This is a genomic window from uncultured Dokdonia sp. (genome assembly GCF_947492535.1).
In the GTDB taxonomy this organism is placed as follows: domain Bacteria; phylum Bacteroidota; class Bacteroidia; order Flavobacteriales; family Flavobacteriaceae; genus Dokdonia.
Window position 1 is genome coordinate 1 of sequence record NZ_CANLNH010000020.1, and the last position, 21,836, is coordinate 21,836.

Consider the following 21,836-nt stretch of genomic DNA (forward strand, 5'->3'; position numbering starts at 1 on the left):
CAACTCCTCAACTCCTCAACTCCTCAACTCCTCAACTCCTCAACTCCTCAACTCCTCAACTCCTCAACTCCTCAACTCCTCAACTACTTTTTGTTTCTGTAATCTGGTGTGTTTAATACTGTCTCTAGTTCGGCTTTAGAATTAATCATATTTAGCATAGCCTCTAGTACAGAGTTTTGAGCTGCATATAATTGCGTTTGCGCTTGTCGTAATTCAAAACTTGAAGCAATTCCCTCCTTGAACTTAATTTGATTTTTTTGTTCTATGCGTTCTGCTAAGCTTAAGTTGTTTTTAAAAACTTCTAAGTTGTCTATAGCGAGTTGATGTTGACTTTTTGCTTGTTCATATGCAAGTCTGATTTGTTCTTGTGCAAATTCAAAATCTGTTTCTGCTTGATCTAGTGCTATTTTTGCTCTTTGTGTGCGAGCACTTCTTGCCCCCGAACTAAATAAAGGGACATCTAGTGTCAATCCAAAAATAGAAGATGCAAAATACCGCTGATCGCTGTCAAAGAAGTCGAAGATGTCACGCCCTGCTGCAGTACCTACATTTATAAAACCTCTTAAACTAGGTAATGCTTTACTGCGTTCTAGTTTTAATTCTAAAGAACGTTGCTCTGTAAGATTATAAGCAATCTTATAGTCTACATTTTTTTCTATTTCAGGATTGTCCTGAAAAAGCCCTAGTCCTGGTTTTGCAAGTGATGTGAGTGTGTCTGTAAGTTGTGTGTCTGTAGCGATATCAACACCTATTGCTAAGTTGAGCATTTGAATAGCAATACCTTCAAGGCGTTCTGCATTTACTTTTTGATTGAGTAATTGGCTATAGGTAATTTGTAATTGTTCTACATCTTCTTCTTCGGCAAGTCCGTTTTCAAAAATAATCCGAGTTTCATCTAGATTCTTTTTAACTGTAGCGATATTGCTATTGAGAATTGCAATATTCTCTCTAGTGATAAGCACACTTCCATAAGCGTTAATGACGCCTTTTCGAACTTCCAATTGTGTTTTTTCATTTGAGTTTTCAGAAAAGTTTAGAAACGCTTTTGCAGCTTGTAGTCCTACTAAGTAGGAACCATCAAAAATTAATTGTGTAAGTGTTGCTGTTGCAGAAGCATTTTGTTGTGTCCCGAAAACTACAGGTGCAAATGTGCCAGGTTCTCCTCCAAAAAATTCTGCTGGAATAAACGCAGTGGGCTGTTTTAATTGATTTTGGTAGTCGATGACTCCATTAATTTGAGGAAGTCCCGAGGCGGTAGTTTCCCATTTTTGTTTAATCGCTTTTGCGATATCTCTACGCGCATTAATTGCGGTTTTATTATTGTCTAATGCAAAAGCAATAGCTTCTTCTAAAGAAAAGCTTTTTTTGTCTTGCGCCTGGATAGTGACCCCAGTTAACAACAATAAGATGATTAGGATTCTTGTCATTATTCTTGATTTGATTGTATGAGTTTATTTAATAGTTTTCGACCTTTAGGCGTTACAACACCACGTAAATGATATTCTAAATACATATCGTATAAGACATTTGGAGGAAAATCAGAAGCTGGAAATATATCACCGTCTTTTATTCCTGTCATTCCTGTAAAGTAAATACGAGACACAAATTGCACATTGATATTTTCTCTAAAAAGACCATCTTCAATCCCTCTGTTTATATTTTCTACCATGCAATCTTGCATAAAGTCATATTGCTTTTTGCGCAAGGTTCTATGAATTTTTGGGTAGTATTTTTGAAGTTGATACATAGGAGAAGTGCGCTCTCCTTTTAAATGTTCTAGAACAAAACGTTTAATGTCATAAAGCTCTTCTATAGGATTTTTTTTATGTTCGGTGATAAGATCAATACCACTGCATATCATATTAAAAATTCCAGCGGTAGATGCTTCTATGATAGCTTCTTTATTGCTGAAATGACTATAAATTGTCTTTTTAGATATCGCCATTTCTCTAGCGATATCATCCATTGTGATGCTTTTAAATCCTTGATTTAAAAACAATTCAGTGGCTGTATGTAATATTTTTTCTTTCATATATTGCGATGCAAATGTACAATGGAAACTTTAAAAACTATTAAAGTTTCCAAAGTTTTTACGATTTTTTAACATTTGAGTACGCTTTCGCGAAAGCGTAAAAAGAAAAATTACAAGGGTCTAGAACTATCGGTAGTATATAAAAATGATGGTATACTTAGTGAGGAATTTCAACTAGTATATAAACATAAAATGAGTGAGAATATGGCAGTTTATTGCTCTACAAAAAACCGACGTTGCGAGGAAGTATTGATATGAAAAGAACAATTTTCTAAAGTATCGAAGGTTAAGGAAAGATCGTCATTATTAAAGATGAAATATTCTCCTAATCGTTCTAAAAGGATTTCAAAACGTAATTCATAACTATCTGATGCTTCAGAATATATTAAAACAGCAGCTCCGTCTTCTTCAAGTCTGCCTTTTAGTACATTAATTTCATTACCTAGCGTAATATCTTTATGATTAAAACCTTCAAGAACAACTTCAGAGATAGAGGATGCTTGTAATAAATTTATTTCATCTCCAAAATAGGTAGTTGTATTTGGTACTGAAATGCTAGCCGTAAGTGTTATAAAACTAAAATGAATATTCCGTTCGGGCTCTATAAAGAAAAGTTGCGGTTGATTTGTAGATCCGTTTAAGGATTCATCAAGACATCGAAAACTGTCATCATCACTTCTTCCATACCAACATGACACAAATAGTGGTAAGATAAAAAACAGGGAGATACAGTGTACTCGTTTTTGTGTCATTATACAGGCTTTAGATTCGTTAAAGTTTTTATTATAAAATTCATATTTACTGTTGCTAAGATATAGAAAAGGAATCACCGTTTTTTAAAGATACAAGTCTTATTTTTGCATTTAAATTTTTTGTAGCATGCTTTCTGTATTAGAATACTCATCTATATTTATAGATTATCTCAGTAAACGTTCCTTAGATAAGGAACCTAAAAATTTATATACCCCTATCAATTATATTTTAGATTTAGGTGGGAAAAGATTACGCCCAGTGTTGACACTCATGGCAACTGAGTTATTTGATCAACCGTATCAAAAAGCGCTAGATGCCGCATTGGCTATAGAGATTTTTCATAACTTTTCATTAGTGCATGATGATATTATGGATGATGCTCCTTTACGAAGAGGACAACAAACCGTTCATGAGAAATGGGATATAAATACTGGAATACTCTCTGGTGATGCAATGTTAATTCTTGCGTATCAATTATTTGAGAATTATGAAGGTGATATTTTTAAGGAATTGGCAAAATTATTTTCAAAAACTGCCATAGAAGTATGCGAGGGACAACAGTATGATGTAGATTTTGAAACAAGAGATGATGTAACCATTCCTGAATATCTCACAATGATTGAATATAAGACAGCAGTTCTTGTAGGTGCAGCTCTTAAAATGGGAGCTATTGTTGCCGGTGCGTCATCAGAATGTCAGGAGTCTATTTATAATTATGGTAGAGATTTAGGAATTGCTTTTCAATTACAAGATGATTACCTAGATGCATTTGGCGATCCAGAAACATTCGGAAAGCAAGTAGGTGGCGATATCATTGAAAATAAGAAAACATTTTTATACCTCACTGCTTTGCAGAAATCTGAAAAAGATGAAGCAAAACAATTAGAACATTTATTTTCTATAACACCTGTAGATCCTACAGAAAAAATAGAAACAGTAAAACAACAATTTATAGATAGTGGTGCCGCAGCAGCGACAAAAGCCGAAATGGAAAAATATACACAACAAGCTTTTGAATCCTTAGAAACTGTAAAGATATCTGAAGATAAAAAAGAATTATTGCGCGCGTTTGGAAATAACCTTATGAAAAGAACGGTTTAGAAATAAACCCTCACAAAAGGCTGCCAAGCTTCGGCATAAATCCCGTCATTATTATCAAATAGGACATTATATCGTGCACCTATTGTGACCCCTTGAATTCGATAACCTGCACCAAGAAAGAAGGCTGTATTGTTTACATCATTGGTAATATCACCTTGAATATCTTCGAAGCGTTGTGTTCCGAATAGCTGTTCTAATTCTGCAGAAAGCTGAATTTCAGGAATTGGATTGGCTAAAAAGATACCACTTACACCATAAAGGGTCGATGAAAAATCACCAAACTTTTGATAATTAAAATTTAATCCAGGTCCAAAAGCGATATATGGATTATATTGATAAATAGCACTTGGAGCAACAGTAACTTGTGTGTTATTTGTACCAAACGATAATCCTAAACCACCGCCAAAGCGAACTTTTTTCCAAAACTCACTTTTTTGTTTAGGTAATGGGTCTTCTTGTGCTAGTACATCATTTTGAAAACTAAAAAAAAGAACAAAAACGATGCATATTGAAAGGTAACTTTTAAATTTCATGAGGCTGTTTGTTAAAATAATCTCATAAATATAGGAATTATATACCCTAAAATGTTAAATATTGTATTTTTGTACGTCTATATATCATTAAGATATAGCTTATAACTAACAATGGATAGATTTTCTTTTCTAAACGCAGCCCATACAGCCTATTTTTCAGAGCTTTATGATCAGTATTTACAAAACCCAGACAGTATTGAACCTAGTTGGCGTGCCTTTTTTCAAGGTTTTGACTTTGGTATGGAAAGCAGTGAAGCTGTTTCTGAAGAAGTAGGAAGTACTCAAATTACGATTCCTGAAAATGTAAAAAAAGAGTTTCGAGTAGTCAATTTAATAGACGGATATCGAACACGTGGACATTTGTTTACAAAAACAAACCCTGTAAGAGATCGTCGTAAATATGAGCCTACACTAGCTTTAGAGAATTTTAAATTATCAGATAGTGATCTAGATCAACAATTTGAAGCAGGCTCTATTTTAGGATTAGGAAAAACTAGCTTACGCGAAATACGCCGACACCTAGAAGCAATTTATTGTGATGCGATTGGGGTAGAGTACATGTATATACGTAAGCCAGAAGAAAGACAATGGATTCAAAATTGGTTAAACACCAATGATAATCATCCTTCTTTTAACCCAGATGAAAAAAAACATATTCTTCATAAATTAAACCAAGCCGTATCTTTTGAAACGTTCTTACATTCTAAATATGTAGGACAAAAACGTTTTTCTGTAGAAGGATTGGATGCAATGATTCCAGGATTAGATACATTGATTGAACGTGGATCTGAAAAAGGAATTCAGCAATTTGTATTAGGAATGGCACACCGTGGTCGTTTAAATGTACTGGCAAATATCTTTGGAAAATCACCAGAGGCTATTTTTTCTGAGTTTGACGGAAAAGAATATGACGAAGATGAATTATTTGATGGAGATGTAAAATACCATATGGGGTGGACAAGCTTTCGCGAAAGCGATAAAGGACATAACATTCGTATGGATCTTGCTCCAAATCCTTCGCATCTAGAAACTGTAGGTGCTGTTATAGAAGGAATGTCAAGAGCAAAAATTGACACAAAATTAAACGGAAACGAAAAAGCAATTCTTCCCATAGCCATTCATGGTGATGCCGCTGTTGCTGGTCAAGGAATTGTTTATGAGATTGTACAGATGTCACAATTGGACGGATATCGTACAGGAGGAACCATTCATGTGGTTGCAAATAACCAAGTAGGATTTACAACAAACTATTTAGATGCAAGATCATCTACCTACAGTACAGATATAGGAAAAGTAACGTTATCTCCAGTGCTTCACGTAAATGGAGATGATGTAGAAGCTGTATGTCATGCATTTGCATTTGCATTGGATTTTAGAATGGAATTTGGGCGTGATGTGTTTATAGATATTTTAGGATATCGTAAATATGGTCATAATGAAGGAGATGAACCTCGTTTTACACAACCTAAATTATACAAAGCAATTTCAAAGCATAAAAGCCCAAGAGATATTTATGCAGCTCGTTTATTAAGTGAAGGCGTGATTGCTGATGGACATGTAAAAGAGCTTGAAAAAACATATAAAAGTGATCTCGAAGAAGATTTAGAAGCTTCTCGTAAAAAAGATAAAACAGTTATTACTGAGATTCTTGCAGATGATTGGAATGATTATGAATTAGGGACGCTAGAAGATATTCTTACTCCAATAGATACTAGTTATGATCTAAAGAAATTAGATGTACTAGCAAATGGGATTACTAAATTGCCAGAAGACAAGAAGTTTATTCGTAAGATAGAGCGTATTGTAGCAGATCGTCATAAACAATATACAGATGTAAATAAATTAGACTGGGGAATGGGTGAGTTACTTGCCTATGCTAGTTTAATGGAAGAAGGATTTAATGTACGTATCTCAGGACAAGATGTAGAGCGTGGTACGTTCTCACATCGTCATGCCATTATAAAAACAGAAGATGGTAGTGAAGAAGTTAATCTTCACAACACACTAGGTGTAAAAGGGCATATGGATATCTACAATTCGCTGCTCTCTGAATATGGCGTCGTAGGATTTGATTATGGATATGCTATGGCAGCTCCAAAAACATTAACGATTTGGGAAGCTCAATTTGGAGATTTTTCAAATGGAGCACAGATCATGTTAGATCAATATATCTCTGCCGCAGAGTCAAAGTGGAAGACACAAAACGGATTGGTAATGTTATTACCGCATGGATATGAAGGACAAGGGTCTGAGCATTCAAGTGCACGTATGGAACGGTATTTACAATTATGCTCTCATGATAATATGATCATGGCAGATATTACAACACCTGCTAACTTTTTCCATTTACTGCGTCGTCAGATGAAATGGAATTTTAGAAAACCATTGGTGGTGTTTACCCCTAAGTCATTACTTAGAGATAAATTAGCTGTTAGTACAAAAGAAGAGTTAGCGACAGGTAGTTTTCAGGCGGTTATAGATGATGCACAGGTAGATAAGAAGAAAGTAACCTCTCTTGTGTTTTGTACAGGAAAATTTTATTATGACCTTTTGAAAGAAAGAGATGGAGATGATAAAAAGGAAGGAAATGGTCGTACGGATGTTGCACTTGTTCGAATAGAACAGTTGTTCCCATTGCCACAAGATATGATTAAAGAAATTATAGCTGGATATCCTAATGTAACAGATTATGTATGGGCACAAGAAGAGCCTAGAAACATGGGAGCTTGGGGATATATGCTTATGAATTTTGATCAAGTAAAATTACGTGTTGCTTCACGTCGTGTGTATAGTTCGCCTGCAGCGGGAAGTAGTACACGATCAAAAGCAAGACATAGAAAAGTAATTGAAAGTGTTTTTCAAGCACAATAAGAAGAATAGTAAATAAATAGATGAGATTTCTAATTTAGTAAGGATCTCATAACAAGAAACATTAATTTTGAAGAGAGGATGAGACTTCCTCCTTTGAGGAAGTTTAATTAATAAGTCCGCTTTCGCGAAAGCGTAATTAGAACAACTATGGTTTTAGAAATGAAAGTCCCTTCACCGGGAGAATCGATCACCGAAGTAGAAATCGCACAATGGCTCGTTGAAGACGGCGATTATGTAGAAAAAGATCAGGCTATTGCCGAGGTAGATAGTGATAAAGCAACACTAGAACTTCCTGCTGAGGTAAGTGGTGTGATTACACTAAAAGCTGAAGAAGGTGATGAGGTCGCTGTAGGTGCTGTAGTTTGTCTGATAGACACTGCTGCCGAAGCACCAGTTGGAGATGCTAAAAAAGAAGCACCTGCAGAAAAGAAAGTAGAAGCAGCTCCCGCTCCTAAAGTAGAGGCACCAGCAACTAAAACATATGCGTCTGGATCTCCAAGTCCAGCAGCAAAAAAGATTCTTGACGAAAAAGGAATGGACGCTAGTCAAGTGTCTGGATCTGGTCGTGATGGCCGTATCACAAAAGAAGATGCCGTAAAAGCAGCACCTTCTATGGGAACACCTGGTCCTGGTGCTAGAGGAGAAAGCCGTACTAAACTATCGATGTTACGTCGTAAAGTTGCAGAACGTCTTGTAGAAGCTAAGAATACAACGGCGATGCTTACCACGTTTAACGAGGTAAACATGCAACCTATTTTTGATCTTCGTAAAGAATATAAAGAAGCTTTTAAAACAAAGCATGGTGTAAGTTTAGGATTTATGTCTTTCTTTACATTGGCTGTTGTAAGAGCCTTAGAAATGTATCCTGCGGTAAACAGTATGATTGATGGTAAGGAGATGCTTACGTTTGATTATAAGGATATTTCTATAGCTGTTTCTGGACCTAAAGGACTCATGGTACCTGTGATTCGTAATGCAGAAAACCTTTCGTTTAGAGGTGTGGAGAGTGAAGTAAAACGCTTAGCAATACGTGCGCGTGATGGACAGATTACCGTAGATGAAATGACAGGGGGTACCTTTACGATCTCTAATGGAGGTGTATTTGGATCGATGTTATCTACACCTATTATTAACCCACCGCAATCAGGTATTTTAGGAATGCACAATATCGTAGAACGTCCTATTGTAAAAGATGGGCAAATCATTGTGGCACCTATTATGTTTGTAGCATTGTCTTATGATCACCGTATCATTGATGGAAAAGAATCTGTAGGATTCTTAGTAGCTGTTAAAGAAGCATTAGAAGACCCAATTAATATATTAATGGGTGGAGATATTAAGAAAGCATTAGAAATGTAATCTTTATATACAATACTATTTTAAAACCGAGCTTTTAGCTCGGTTTTTTTATGTTGAATAATTTTATCTTAAGAAGATAGTAATGTGTGAAATTGGTATGAATTTAATAGCAGTATAAGGTGTATTGACTAGTAAAAAAAGATAAAAGAGATTGCAAAAATGTAAATACCCAATATCTTTAGATGATATAAAACTACAACTAAAAATAAAGAATATGAAAGAATCAATTATTGCAAATTTTGAACAGGAAATGAATACGACACGTCGTTTTTTTGACGTGATATCGGATGAATTTTTTGCGTACCAACCTCACGAGAAATCAATGGATGCAACAAAACTCATGAATCATATAGCTAATATTCCAGCTATTGTTCCAGCAATTTCGGGTGCGTCAAGTCTTGATTTTAGTCAAGTACCACCTTCTGAGCCTGCCAAAACAAAAGAAGCAATTATTGAACTTTTTGAAACGAATGTAACACAAGCAAAAGAAGCGTTGAGTCAATTGCCAGAAGCACAACTTACAGCTCCTTGGTCATTAAAAAATGGCGAGACTACTTATATAAATAATGCTCCTAAACAAGATGTAATACGTAATTTAATAATTAGCCACACGATACATCACAGAGCACAATTAGGTGTATACTTACGCATGAATAATCTAAAAGTACCAGCATGTTATGTGGCGTCTGCAGATGAGAGCCTTATATAACATAACTTAGTATACATCTATATCAATAAAAGACCGAACAATTACGTTCGGTCTTTTTTGTAAATGACTTAAAGATCCCCCAATCAATAAGCCATTTTGAGGATGAGTGTTCAACATAGTTGTAGACCCTTCCTGTTATCGTAAGATTAATTTTTTAATAATTGTATTTTCTTGTGAGGTGATCTGCATAAAATACATCCCTCTGGCAAGTTCACTTACATCCATGGTTTGTGTTTGATTAAAATTCGTTAGATCGATACGCTTGATGATTTTTCCATTCACATCAGTAATTACCGCATTTTCAAGAGTTGAGGTTCCAGTATATGCGAGTGTCACCTGACCCTGTGATGGATTTGGATACAGGGTAATTACGCTTTCGCGAAAGCTTTCTTCGCCTGCATTCAATACGTCACGATCTTGGAACACAATCGTGAATCTATCTGTATATACCCCTTTCTGAGCCGTAAACGTATAGGATTGCTCGTTTAGGTTAACAATCGTATTTGACAGATGATCAATGATAAAAACAGATGCGTTTCCTATAGCGATTCCTTCAAGATTGCCAATGCTTATGGTGTATGGTGTTGCTTCTTCGATAGACGTTGAAAAACCAAGCGCAATTTCCATTTCAGGATCAAAAGCTTCTCTTGCCTGAATGCCTAAAAGTTCCCCAGAATCTAGGGTTGTAAATAAGGACAAGAAGGTCCCCACTCGCGGACTATCATACCCTTTGTCAATTGCGGGAGTGGCATTAGTTGTAAAGCCAATACCTGTTTGTGCAATCGCTTCGTCAAAAGCTGTTGTAGTCAAATTGAGCCATAGTTTATCAATATCGGTACTGGTTTCAGCGTTTCTAAAGCCATCATTATTTCCAGTAACACGGATGCTATTGGTAAATACAACAGGTGTTCCAGCAACCATTTCGGCTTGATCTGCTTTGATGCCAAATCCTTGTCCAGAGGCCATAAACTGACTAGGAGATGTTCCTCCATTTACGGCAGCAATTCCCATCATGGCATTACGAATAGAAATATCATTCATAGAGAAGTTACTCGTTCCAAAACCGGGTAAGTCTGACGTAGGATTGGTGATATGATCCCAATAGTACACTTCGTTTATCGCATCATTAGCATTGATAAAAGCAGTGACATCTATCGCCGAAGCATATGGATTTCCTAATAGATTATAGTTGTTGGTAGTCGCTGGGCCATTGTAATTAATCGGCACGGTAATCGTTCCTGAGTTTAAGGTTCCCGGATTCATGACATCTTGTGTATAGGTAAGGGTATAGGCACCATCTCCTACATTGGGTTCTGGTTGTGGGAATATGAGTTGTCCGATACCTGCACTTGGTAAAGCAGTACTTCCAGTGACAGGTAATAAATAATCATTGTTATCATCAAGGAAGTTTTCTGAAAACTCAAATTCTGGGAACTCCACAAAGTCAATTGTAAAAGGTACAAAGTTACTTGGTATGATACTAAAAACGGCTCTAGAATTTCCATAGACTCGATCTCTAGCTTCGGCAGTAACGGGACTACTCATGGCTACAAAATTACGATCGTCTATGATTGGGGTTGTTTTCGCGACAGCTATAGATCCATTATTGATAGTCACAGCATCTTCTTCTACCTGTACGATGCTTCCTGCGTTAGCTACATTTATGGCACCGTTAGTATTAACAGTGATATCTCCTTGGGTTTGCACATACGTGTTGTCTGCTATTGTAAGCGTAGCAAGCGCAGTATCACCTTGTACTTCTAGGGTGTTTACATCAAGATTTCCATTTGTGGCGGTGTTATAATCGCCGGCAATGATGGCCATATCATTTTGTCCGGGTACATTTGGAGACCACATAGAACCGTCCCATGTCGTCATAATACTAGGACAAATAATGGCATGAAAATCGTTATAATTAGCACTATTGGTATAAGTATCTAATGCATCACAAGGGACTGTGAGCGTAAGATCTGAGCGATTAGGAGTGGTGAATTGTGCAAAACTATTAGACTCTATTGTAGGAGGAGTAGCACCTAAAAAGGTCACACTATGCTCACCCGTACCAGGAGAAGAGGGTGCTGCAAATCCAAAAGCACTAGCACCTATACTTGTTACATTATTTCCAATAGTAACACTTGTTAATTGATTAAAACCAAAAGCTCGCTCGCTTAGAGTTGTTACATTATTAGGAATGGTTACCGCAGTTAAGCCACAACTACCAAAAGCTGCTATTCCTATAGTTTCTACACTGCTAGGAATGGTAACTGCTGTTAATAAAGCTTCGCCTTGAGCAGCTCCTTGCCCCTCAAAAGTTTCTCGTTCTATACTAGTAATCTGGCTGGGTTCTTCAAAGTGAACACTGCTTAATCTATTAAATCGAAAAGCATTACGTGCTAAAACAGTTACACTGTTAGGTATATCAATACTCTCGAGTAAATTACGTTCAAAAGCAGCGTTTCCTATGCTAGTAACACTATCTGGAATGGTAACTTCTGTTAATGAATTAGTTTGAAAAACACGATCCCCTATAGTCGTTATGCTATTAGGAATGGTAACCTCTGTTAGACCTTTACCAAAAAAGGTAAAATCATCTCCTCCAATAGCACCTATACTGGTTACACTATAGTCAATAGCATTGTTTGTTACTGTTGATGGAATGTTCACTACAGTACCTCCTGCCACATTATAATCTATAGCACTTACTGTAGATGGTGTGGTTTCTATATAGGTTATAAAATCAACCGTAAACATAGTTGCTTCTCTTTCTCTAATTAAAGTAAAACTCCCTAAGTCCCAGCCTGCGCTTTCGTAGGCCTCTGTTGTGCCTATTGGGACTGTTATTTCAATAATTGTTGCTGATAAGGTAAAGTAATTATCATATGTAGGTATGTTGTCTGGTATAAATGAGTTTACCGAAGTTAAATTAGGGTTATTAGCAAAAGCAAATCCTCCAATACTCGTTACACTTCTCGGAATCGTAATTTCTGTTAAGTTATTATCAAAAAAAGCTGCTTGCTCAATACTAATTACACCATCAGGAATCGTTACCTCTGTTAGGCCGTTAAGGAAAAAAGCTTCTGTACCTATGCTTGTTACATTATAATTAACTCCATTATTTGCTACAGTAGCAGGAATCGTAACAACAGTCCCTCCTGCATCATTGTAATCAAATACTTTTACCGTAGAGGGACTGGTTGTTTCGTAGGTTATATTGTTTATTGTAAATCTTCCTCCAAGTGTTTTAAACCCTGTCCAACCTGCATTTAAATAAGCTTCTCTTGTTCCAACAGGCACTTCTACGGTAATATTTTGTCGTATGTCTCCACCTGCTTCATCCGAAAAAATAGTAGTGTTATAAGTAGGGATATTTTCTTCAACATGTAAAGTTAATGTATCAACAAGCGGATTATCTGCAAAAGCACGATTTCCAATATTGGTAAGACTATTTCCTAAACTAATTTCTCTTAATGAATTATTTAAAAAGGCATCTTCGCCTATACTCATTACACTATCAGGTATTGTAAGAAAAAATATTCTATTATCTTCAAAAGCCCTTGAACCAATACTGGTTACACTATTTCCAAGAGTGATATCTTCTAGTGAATTACCAAAAAAAGCTCCATCACCTATAGTCTCTACACTATCAGGGATCACAACTTCTAGTAAATCATTATTTACAAATGCGCTAGCTCCTATAGTAGTTATCGTATTTGGAATACTAACAGTTTCTAAGGATGAATTGTTACCAAAAGTACTAGCTTCTATACTTGTAATACTGTTTGGAATGATAACGCTTGTTATTGAATTAAGAAAAAAAGCTCTTTCTCCAATACTCGTAAGGCTATTAGGCAGGGTAATACTATTAATAAAATTACCTTCAAAAGCACTAGCACCTATACTTGTTACAGTATTTGGTATTACAACCCCTTCTATTATAGCACTATTAAAAAAAGCAGCTTCTCCAATACTAGTTACCATCAAACTGGTACCATTATTCGTTACGCTTGATGGAATAGTGATACTTCCTTGGCTACCATTATTATTATGTGCAATAGCACTTGCTGTAGTTGGAGAAGTTGGGGTGTAGGTTATATCATCAATAGTAAATGTTTGTTCTAGAATAGTAAAGGCATCCCAACCAGCATTTTCGTACGCATTTATAGTTCCGTTAGGTACTATTAAAGTAACATTTCCTGGAAAATCAACATAAAAATTGTACATAGGGATATTTGATGCAATATTTGATCTTATTGTGACAAGAGCTGAATTGTTACCAAAAGCTCCTATGCCAATGCTAGCTGAACTGGTAAGGATGTTGATATTTATTAATTCGTGGCCTGCAAAAGCGCGCGCTCCTATGCTACTTACGTTATCGGGAATAATAAGCTCTGTTAAATCACCAATTTCAAAAGCTTCTTCACCTATATTAACAACACTACTTGGAATGGTAAGACTTGTCAAGGTATTATTTACAAAAACTCTTTGTCCTATACTCGTTAAACTACTAGGGCTTTCAAAAATGACTGCACCTACCCCTAAAGGAAATAAATTACTATCACGAATTCCAGCAAAAGCACCGGCTCCCATACTCGTCACACCATTCCCTATTATAACGGTATTCATATTTCTGATACCAGAAAAAGCCCCATCACCTATAGTCTCTACGCTATTAGGAATTATAATAGTGCCCATTAAATTATGAGCAGTAAAAGCACCAACTCCAATACTAATTACACTATCCGGAATCGTAATACTTGTTAATAGACTCTCTCGAAAAGCTATATTTTCAATAGTCGTTACCGTATTTGGAATACTAACACTATTTAATTGGATTTGGTCAAAGGCTGCTTCTCCTATAGTAGTTACTGTATAATTAGTCCCATCATATATTACAGTAGGAGGAATAATAATGTTACTTGTACTAGTTGCTCGACCAGTGACTTTTACTGTAAATGGAAAAACAGTCGATGTTACTTCGTAATTTAAATCGTCTCTAGTAAAGGTGTCTTGTGCTTGTAAAGCATTTGTGATACTAGTAATGCAAATAATAATAAGTAGTATTCTTTTCATAACAATAGGGATGTTAGTTTAGGATGTAAAAGTAGGTGTAAGCGTTTTCTTTACCTATACGTACCTCCTGCAAAAATTACGTAGGGGTACGTAGTCTTTGAAGTTGAAAAATGAAGTCGAAATTGAAGATGAAAATATGAGATTTCCGCCTTCACGGAAATGAAGAGAGGATAGAATATAGATTTTAAAAAGCTATCTAAAAGCAACTTAATACGTCATTCTGAATTCATTTCAGAATCTCATCACACTAGTTGTCAAACTAAAAAAGACCGAACCTATGTTCAGCCTCTTTTTTAAAATGGTTTAGTGATCCCCCAATCCATATTCCATTTTAGCCTATTCTTATTTTAGAAATATACAATTATCGTAAAATTAATTTTTTAGTAACCGTATTTCCTTGTGATATGATCTGCATAAAATACATGCCTCTCGCAAGATCGCCTAGATCCATAGTTTGTGTTTGATTAAAATTCGTTAGATCAATACGTTTGATGATTTTTCCGTTGATGTCTGTAATCACGGCGTTTTCAAGTGTTGAAGTTCCGCTATATGCCAGTGTTACCTGACCCTGTGACGGGTTAGGGTAGAGGGTAATTACGCTTTCGCGAAAGCTATCTCCGTCTGCACTCAATACCTCGCGATCTTGGAAAACCATCGTGAATCTATCTGCATATATTCCTTTCTGAGCCGTAAACGTATAGGATTGCTCGTTTAGGTTAACAATCGTATTTAACAGATGATCAATGATAAAAACAGATGCGTTTCCTATAGCGATTCCTTCAAGATTGCCAATGCTTATAGTGTACGGAGTTATTTCTTCGATAGATGTTGAAAAACCAAGGGCAATTTCCATTTCAGTATCAAAAGCTTCTCTTGACTGAATGCCTAAAAGTTCCCCAGAAGCTAGGCTTGTAAATAGGGACAGGAAGGTCCCCACTCGCGGACTATCATATCCTTTGTCAATACTTGGTGTGGCATCAGAGGTAAAACCAATGCCTGTTTGTGCAATCGCTTCGTCAAAAGCCGTTGTGGTCAAATTGAGCCATAGCTTATCAATATCGGTACTGGTTTCAGCGTTTCTAAACCCATCATTATTTCCAGTCACACGGATGCTATTGGTAAATACGATAGGTGTTCCAGCAACCATTTCTGCTTGATCTGCTTTGATGCCAAACCCTTGTCCAGAGGCCATAAACTGTCCAGGAGGTGTTCCACCATTCACGGCGGCAATTCCCATCATGGCATTACGGATAGAAATATCATTCATGGAGAAGTTACTGGTTCCAAAACCAGGAAGATCAGATGATGGCATCGAGATATGATCCCAATAGTATACTTCATTTACCGCATCATTGGCATTAATAAAGGCAGTCACATCTATTGCCGAAGCATATGGGTTTCCTAATAGATTATAGTTATTGGTGGTTGCAGGACCATTATAGTTGATCGGTACCGATATGGTTCCTGAGTTTAAGGTTCCTGGATTCATAGGACTTTGTGTGTAGGTAAGGGTATAGGAACCATCTCCTACATTCGGTTCTGGTTGTGGAAATATGAGTTGTCCGATACCTGCTGCTGGTGTTGTAGTACTTCCAGTAACAGGCAATAGATAATCATTATTATCATCTAGGAAATTTTCTGCGAACTCAAACTCTGGGAACTCCACAAAGTCAATATCAAATGGTACAAAGTTACTTGGGATGATGCTAAAAACCGCTCTAGAATTTCCATAGACTCGATCTCTAGCTTCAGCAGTCACTGGACTACTCATGGCTACAAAATTACGATCATCTAAGGTTGGGGTTGTTTTCGCGACAGCTATACTTCCATTATTTATGGTGACAGCATTCTCATCTATTTGTACCACACTTCCTGTGTTAGCTACATCTAGTGTTCCGTTTATAATAATATTATTCTCTACGCTTACAGAGTTACCATCTGCCACGGTAAGCGTTGCACCGCTATTAATAATAAGTTCGCAAGCTGTGATATCACCAAGCCCTACAGTTGACGTATTGTAATCTTCGGCAATAATAGCTCTTGTGGTTGCATTTGGGGTTCCATTGTCCCAACCTCCTGCTGTTGTATAGGTGGTCGTGGTAGGACAACTAGTCCCTGCAGAAAATACATTCACAAACGCATTGCACGTATTTACATTTCCATGTATGTCGGTTACGGTATACATTACTGGGTTTGATCCTATATCTGCTGTGGTAAATGTGGTTTGATCCATGGTAATAGAGGCAATTCCGCAGGCATCAAAAACAGCTAAATTTTCGTTGATTACCGCAGAACCATCTGATTCGGTAAGGGTTTCGGTCCAGTTTGCAGTGGCAAATTGCCCTTGAAAGCTTGGTTGAAAGTTAGTAATGGTGGTCGTCGCAGGACCAAAGGTGTTATCTAGCGTAAAGGCCCTAAATCCAAAAGTGTCACCATTACTTAACATTACGGCTTCTGTACCCGATTGATTGAATTCATCACCAGCGATATCCGTTAGTTCTGTAAAAACACCATTGAGGAGATATCCAAAAGGGTCAAACTCTGCGCCATCATCGGTTGCGTATGTCCAATCAAAAGTGATGGTAACATCTTCGGTGATAGGCACTGTAATATCAGAACTTCCTGGTAAATTTGAATCATTATTTCCACTTACAAGGACTACTTCAAAAGTTGCTAAGTCAGCTAAAACAGTTGCTGGATCTAAGGTAATTGTACCACTCATGTCGAGATCTACGGTGAGATCCTGACAATTAATCGTAGGAGCAATGTTGTCTTCTACCGTAACCATCGCAGTACAGGTATCTATATTACCACTACCGTCATCTACAGTGAGTGTGACCATTTGTGGGGTTCCTACATCTGCACAACCAAAAGTAGTACGACTTACACTAAGATTTATACTATTACAATCATCTGTACTACCCCCATTTATATCCTCAGGATTAAGGGTAGCCATACCATTTGCATCCAGTTGTAAGGTAAAAGGTTGACACACTGCAACAGGTGGTGTGCTATTAGCAACAATAACATTAAAAGAGCATGTTGCCACATTTCCAGCAGCATCTACTGCTTCAAAAGTAACTACAGTAGTTCCTGATGGAAAAAATTCGCCAGAAGCAAGGCCTGCTACTTGAGTAACAGTAGCTGTTGAACAATTATCTGTTGCGGTAGGGGTTGTGAAAGTTGCTATAGCTCCACAATCTGTTGGGTTTGTTGGTTCAGGAACCATGATGTCTGTAGGGCAATCTGAAATTACAGGCGGTATGTTTTCAGTACCTATATCTATGATATCCCAATTAAAATTATCTATGATAGATTGTCTAGCAGCTTCTGCAGTACAGTATCCGCTATTTCCTGCATCAAATTCTACATCATTTTGAAGTGTTTGTGTGCTCCAACCTGTGAGTAGACTGTCATAATTATCACTAGAAAGTGTAACGCCAAAAAACATAGCCGTCATATTGCTTACACTTTCTACATTCCAACTGCTTATATTTTGATCAAAGCTTGTTGCCTCATTGAACATAAATTCCATATTCACAACACTCGCTGTAGTTGCTCCCCAGCCTCCAATAGGCATATTAAAAGAGGTTGCACCAGAGAACATACCAGCCATTAATTGTACATTGCTTACATTCCATCCACTTATATCTTGATTAAATGCGGTAGCTCCTTCAAACATGTTAGTCATATCCGTCACATTTCCTAAGCGTGTTGCCCATTGATCCAGAGGTTGATTAAATGCAGTCGCATCAGAAAACATAAAAGCCATATTGCTTACATTACTTACATTCCAAGTATTGATATCTCTATTAAAAGCGGTGCCTTCAAATACCCCTACCATATTGGTCACTGTGGTTACATCCCAGTTTTCTATAGCGCCATTAAAAGCAGTAGCGCCTCTAAACATAGATGCCATATCATCTGCACTTCCTAAACGAGTTCCCCAAGCACTTAAATCTTGATTAAACGCAGTGGCGCCATCAAACATAAAAGCAAAAACGCTTACATTGCTCACATCCCAATTACTTATATCTTGATTAAAGGAGGTGTTTCTAAACATCCCATTTAGATTCTGTACATTGCTCACATCCCAGTCTCCAATATCCTGATTTATAGCAGTAGCTCCATCAAACATTCCAGCCATGCTAGTAACTTGAGATAAATCTGGGGAGTCGGGTGCGTTTATAACCAAATTGGTACATCCATGAAAAGCCCTTGCCATCGAATTCCATACTGGATTTCCCCAATTTTCTACAGTAAGGATTTTCTCGCGGTCTCCTCCATTATTAAAAAATATCGTTGGGAATGTTCCAGAAATCGTTACTGTATAGGTTCCTGTTGTGGGGTATGTATGAGTAATCGCTCCACTTACATTGGTGTCAGGCGTAGACATATCTCCCCAATCTACGGTATAGTTGCCTCCAATAGCAGGTATGGTAATCTGGTTGTCATTAGAAGTACCTGGGTTATCAGTTTTCCAAGTGGTTATAAATTCTGACATTTCAGTAAACACTTCTATGGTATCACTGGCAGTAGCAGCACAACCGTTATCATCTGTAAATGTAAAGGCAATTGTATGCGTACCTAAGCCTGCAACTGCTGGATCAAAGCTATAGGTAGTTCCATTGGCATCCATGGTAACACCTGAGCCAGTATATAGGCGAGAGCCAACAAAATCTGTAGTTGCAGTTCCTGTACCTGATAAGAAGTCTAGAAGATCTCCACCAACAGTAAAGTCAGTACCAGAGATGAAATTTATAGTTCCTGAAGCACCTATAATTGCAGTATCTGCAACGATATTTGGTGTTTGACCATTATCAAATGTTAGTGTTATAGTGTCGCCTAAAGCGGCTGCATTTACTAAATTTACTGTACTACCACTAGCTTCATTGTTTGCAGTAACGTCTGTGGATAGCATAGCTCCAGAGCCATCAAATATGATATTTCCTCCAATAAAACCTGAAAATCCAGCAACATCATAGCTAACATTTAGGGTAACTGTAGTTGATGCAATACTTACCGTTGGTGTACCGCCGCTAAGCCCCATTTGTATCCCTGCATCTACGGCTAGATTTGGTGGTGCTGTAAAGCTTACTGCAGGTAAAGGAACGACTTCTATACTCTCTGCTGCGTTGTTAGTACATCCATTAGTATCTGTCACTTCATAGGTTATTGTATATGTTCCTAATCCAGTTGCTGCTGGGTCAAAACTATAGGTCATCCCGTTACCATCATCTGTTACTCCTGGTCCTGAGTACACTCCGCCAGATGGAGTAGCGCCACCTAAACCAGTTTGTACCCCGGCATCTATACATATAGGCGCTGGCGAAACAAATGTTATCATAGGTAAATCAAATACTTCTATAGTGTCACTAGCGCTATCAGAGCACCCAACTCCATCTATAAAAGTGTAGGTTATGACATGTATTCCAACACCTGCTGTTTGGGGATCAAAACTATAGGTCATCCCGTTACCATCATCTGTTACTCCTGGTCCTGAGTACACTCCGCCAGATGGAGTAGCACCACCTAAACCAGTTTGTACCCCGGCATCTATACATATAGGCGCTGGCGAAACAAATGTTATCATAGGTAAATCAAATACTTCTATAGTGTCACTAGCGCTATCAGAGCACCCAACTCCATCTATAAAAGTGTAGGTTATGACATGTATTCCAACACCTGCTGTTTGGGGATCAAAACTATAGGTCATTCCATTACCGTCATCAGTAACTCCAGGACCTGAGTATGCTCCGCCTTCTGATAATCCACCGCTTAGATTAGTTTGTACACCTGCATTTAAGCAAATAGCTGCGGGTGCAGTAAATGTTACTGGAACTTCACAACCAGCTAGTACCGTTAGGACAACATTAGTAGGATTATAATTTACTTCCCATATCAATCCTATAGCTAATGAAGGTAAAGACGTTTGATCGAAAGTTCCTGATAAATTAGCCCCAGTGAGTATGGTGTACTCATCGCCGATCTGAGGAGTATAACCAAATGGTAATTGAACAAGAAGCCTACCTGCTAATGTAATATCTCCAGTCACATTTACTCGGTCATAGTCAATACCCGCTTGAGTATTGCCATTAATATCAATAAAAAGAGTAGGGAAAAATTCACTAGACTGTAGGATAAAGTTATCATTAAACGTATAGGTGCCTATTAGATTTTCTGGAAGTATACCTCCAGGGCTTACATCTCCTATAGCTGCATTAACAAAATCACTAGTATGTGCTATATTGGTGCCGCGTAGGAATCCATTATTGGTATAAACATTATTATTAATTAGAGAGCCATTGTTCGTAAGATCACTGTTGTTAATGAAAGTTGCATTATTGGTAATAGTGCCTGTTGAGGAGTTTGTAAGTATCCCACCACTGTTTATTGCAAAGGTGAAGTTGTTAATATTAAGGAAACCACTATTAGTTAATGTTCCTCCATTTGATATCGAAAAATTTCTAATACTATTTATGGTGCCATCATTGATAATCGTTCCGCCAGAAAGAATAGTAAAATTGCTATCAGGGTTAGCTATCGTTCCAGTATCGGTATTGGTTAACGTACCTAAAAGACCTGCATTAAAAAATGTAATGGAGCCAGAATTGCTAAAGTTTCCTGTTAAGTTAAATCCTAATAGGGTTAATTGCCCGCCAAAATCATTAAAGATACCGGAATTCATATTCACAAATGGAGAACTACTAGACAAATTCATTTCACCTCCAGTTCTGTTGCGAATAACATTTTGATTGTTAAAATCACCACTACCACCACTTGAGAATAAACGATCGTTATTTATAAAACCATTATTGATGAGCATACCAGAATTTATAAAATTGCCGTCATTAAAAATGGTAGAATTGTTCTGGAGGGTTCCTGTTGAATTAATACGAATATTAAATAAAGGGCTTATAGTTGAAAAAGAAGAGGTGGTATTAATAATAAGTGTCCCATCAATATCTATTCTTCCTTCAATACTAATACCACCGCTACCATTAGGCACTGTAGCTTGAGAACCTTCCGAAATAATGGCGGTGTCACCATTAGGTATAAACAGTCCAGGATACGAAGGACTCCAATTTGCAGTATCTGTCCAGTCACCTGTTCCTGTGTAGGTGTATATAGTTTGTGCCTGTAGCGTATTTGTAATACTGATGATACAAATAAAAACAAGTAGTATTCTTTTCATAACAATAGGGATGTTAGTTTAGGATGTAAAAGTAGGCGTAAGCGTTTTCTTTACCTATACGTACCTCCTGCAAAAATTACGTAGGGGTACGTAGTCTTTGAAATTGAATTTGAAATCGAAATTGAAGATGAAAATATGAGATTTCCGCCTTCACGGAAATGAAGAGAGCATAGAATATAGATTTTAAAAAGCTATCTAAAAGTATTTAATACG

Annotated in this window: 10 protein-coding genes; 4 read left to right on the forward strand and 6 right to left on the reverse strand. The window is 37.1% G+C overall.

Going from position 1 to position 21,836, the window contains the following annotated elements; all coding sequences use genetic code 11:
* Nucleotides 1-83 precede the first annotated feature (83 nt).
* The 3 genes from Q1A60_RS19495 to Q1A60_RS19505 all read right to left on the reverse strand — a co-directional run bounded on the left by Q1A60_RS19495 (nucleotide 84) and on the right by Q1A60_RS19505 (nucleotide 2,784).
* Complete coding sequence (locus Q1A60_RS19495) at nucleotides 84-1,427, reverse strand: TolC family protein (RefSeq protein WP_299768603.1); 1,344 nt, start codon at nucleotides 1,425-1,427, stop codon at nucleotides 84-86.
* Nucleotides 1,427-2,032, reverse strand: a complete 606-nt coding sequence (locus Q1A60_RS19500; RefSeq protein WP_299768606.1) for a TetR/AcrR family transcriptional regulator — start codon at nucleotides 2,030-2,032, stop codon at nucleotides 1,427-1,429. The genes Q1A60_RS19495 and Q1A60_RS19500 overlap by 1 nt, the downstream gene beginning before the upstream one ends.
* Before the next feature lie 212 nt (nucleotides 2,033-2,244).
* On the reverse strand, nucleotides 2,245-2,784 hold the full coding sequence (locus Q1A60_RS19505) for a hypothetical protein (RefSeq protein WP_299768608.1): 540 nt from the start codon (nucleotides 2,782-2,784) through the stop codon (nucleotides 2,245-2,247).
* A 127-nt stretch (nucleotides 2,785-2,911) separates the two neighbouring features.
* On the opposite strand from Q1A60_RS19505, the gene Q1A60_RS19510 reads away from it, so the two are divergent.
* Entirely contained in the window at nucleotides 2,912-3,886 is a 975-nt protein-coding gene (locus tag Q1A60_RS19510; protein ID WP_299768611.1) for a polyprenyl synthetase family protein, read from the forward strand.
* Here the strand turns inward: Q1A60_RS19510 and Q1A60_RS19515 are convergent.
* Nucleotides 3,883-4,419: a hypothetical protein gene (locus tag Q1A60_RS19515; protein WP_299768613.1), complete on the reverse strand. Its 537-nt coding sequence runs from the start codon at nucleotides 4,417-4,419 to the stop codon at nucleotides 3,883-3,885. The two genes, Q1A60_RS19510 and Q1A60_RS19515, sit on opposite strands and share 4 nt — an antisense overlap.
* Before the next feature lie 111 nt (nucleotides 4,420-4,530).
* Here Q1A60_RS19515 and Q1A60_RS19520 point away from each other — a divergent pair, with 111 nt between their 5' ends.
* From Q1A60_RS19520 to Q1A60_RS19530, 3 genes are all read left to right on the forward strand, one after another.
* Entirely contained in the window at nucleotides 4,531-7,290 is a 2,760-nt protein-coding gene (locus Q1A60_RS19520) for a 2-oxoglutarate dehydrogenase E1 component (protein ID WP_299768616.1), read from the forward strand.
* 147 nt (nucleotides 7,291-7,437) lie between these two features.
* Nucleotides 7,438-8,649, forward strand: a complete 1,212-nt coding sequence (gene odhB, locus Q1A60_RS19525; RefSeq protein WP_299768619.1) for a 2-oxoglutarate dehydrogenase complex dihydrolipoyllysine-residue succinyltransferase — start codon at nucleotides 7,438-7,440, stop codon at nucleotides 8,647-8,649.
* A 214-nt stretch (nucleotides 8,650-8,863) separates the two neighbouring features.
* Complete coding sequence (locus tag Q1A60_RS19530) at nucleotides 8,864-9,358, forward strand: DinB family protein (RefSeq protein WP_299768622.1); 495 nt, start codon at nucleotides 8,864-8,866, stop codon at nucleotides 9,356-9,358.
* 135 nt (nucleotides 9,359-9,493) lie between these two features.
* Here Q1A60_RS19530 and Q1A60_RS19535 read toward each other — a convergent pair whose 3' ends face one another.
* Together Q1A60_RS19535 and Q1A60_RS19540 are read right to left on the reverse strand one after the other, a co-directional pair.
* Nucleotides 9,494-14,428: a leucine-rich repeat domain-containing protein gene (locus Q1A60_RS19535; protein ID WP_299768626.1), complete on the reverse strand. Its 4,935-nt coding sequence runs from the start codon at nucleotides 14,426-14,428 to the stop codon at nucleotides 9,494-9,496.
* Nucleotides 14,429-14,789: 361 nt separating this feature from the next.
* Entirely contained in the window at nucleotides 14,790-21,623 is a 6,834-nt protein-coding gene (locus Q1A60_RS19540) for a BspA family leucine-rich repeat surface protein (RefSeq protein WP_299768629.1), read from the reverse strand.
* Nucleotides 21,624-21,836 lie beyond the last annotated feature (213 nt).

Excerpts from the sequence above, each read along its gene's own strand:
- Q1A60_RS19495 (WP_299768603.1), bottom strand. The coding sequence starts at position 1,427 with ATGACAAGAATCCTAATCATCTTATTGTTGTTAACTGGGGTCACTATC.
- Q1A60_RS19500 (WP_299768606.1), bottom strand. The coding sequence starts at position 2,032 with ATGAAAGAAAAAATATTACATACAGCCACTGAATTGTTTTTAAATCAA.
- Q1A60_RS19505 (WP_299768608.1), bottom strand. The coding sequence starts at position 2,784 with ATGACACAAAAACGAGTACACTGTATCTCCCTGTTTTTTATCTTACCA.
- Q1A60_RS19510 (WP_299768611.1), top strand. The coding sequence starts at position 2,912 with ATGCTTTCTGTATTAGAATACTCATCTATATTTATAGATTATCTCAGT.
- Q1A60_RS19515 (WP_299768613.1), bottom strand. The coding sequence starts at position 4,419 with ATGAAATTTAAAAGTTACCTTTCAATATGCATCGTTTTTGTTCTTTTT.
- Q1A60_RS19520 (WP_299768616.1), top strand. The coding sequence starts at position 4,531 with ATGGATAGATTTTCTTTTCTAAACGCAGCCCATACAGCCTATTTTTCA.
- odhB (WP_299768619.1), top strand. The coding sequence starts at position 7,438 with ATGGTTTTAGAAATGAAAGTCCCTTCACCGGGAGAATCGATCACCGAA.
- Q1A60_RS19530 (WP_299768622.1), top strand. The coding sequence starts at position 8,864 with ATGAAAGAATCAATTATTGCAAATTTTGAACAGGAAATGAATACGACA.
- Q1A60_RS19535 (WP_299768626.1), bottom strand. The coding sequence starts at position 14,428 with ATGAAAAGAATACTACTTATTATTATTTGCATTACTAGTATCACAAAT.
- Q1A60_RS19540 (WP_299768629.1), bottom strand. The coding sequence starts at position 21,623 with ATGAAAAGAATACTACTTGTTTTTATTTGTATCATCAGTATTACAAAT.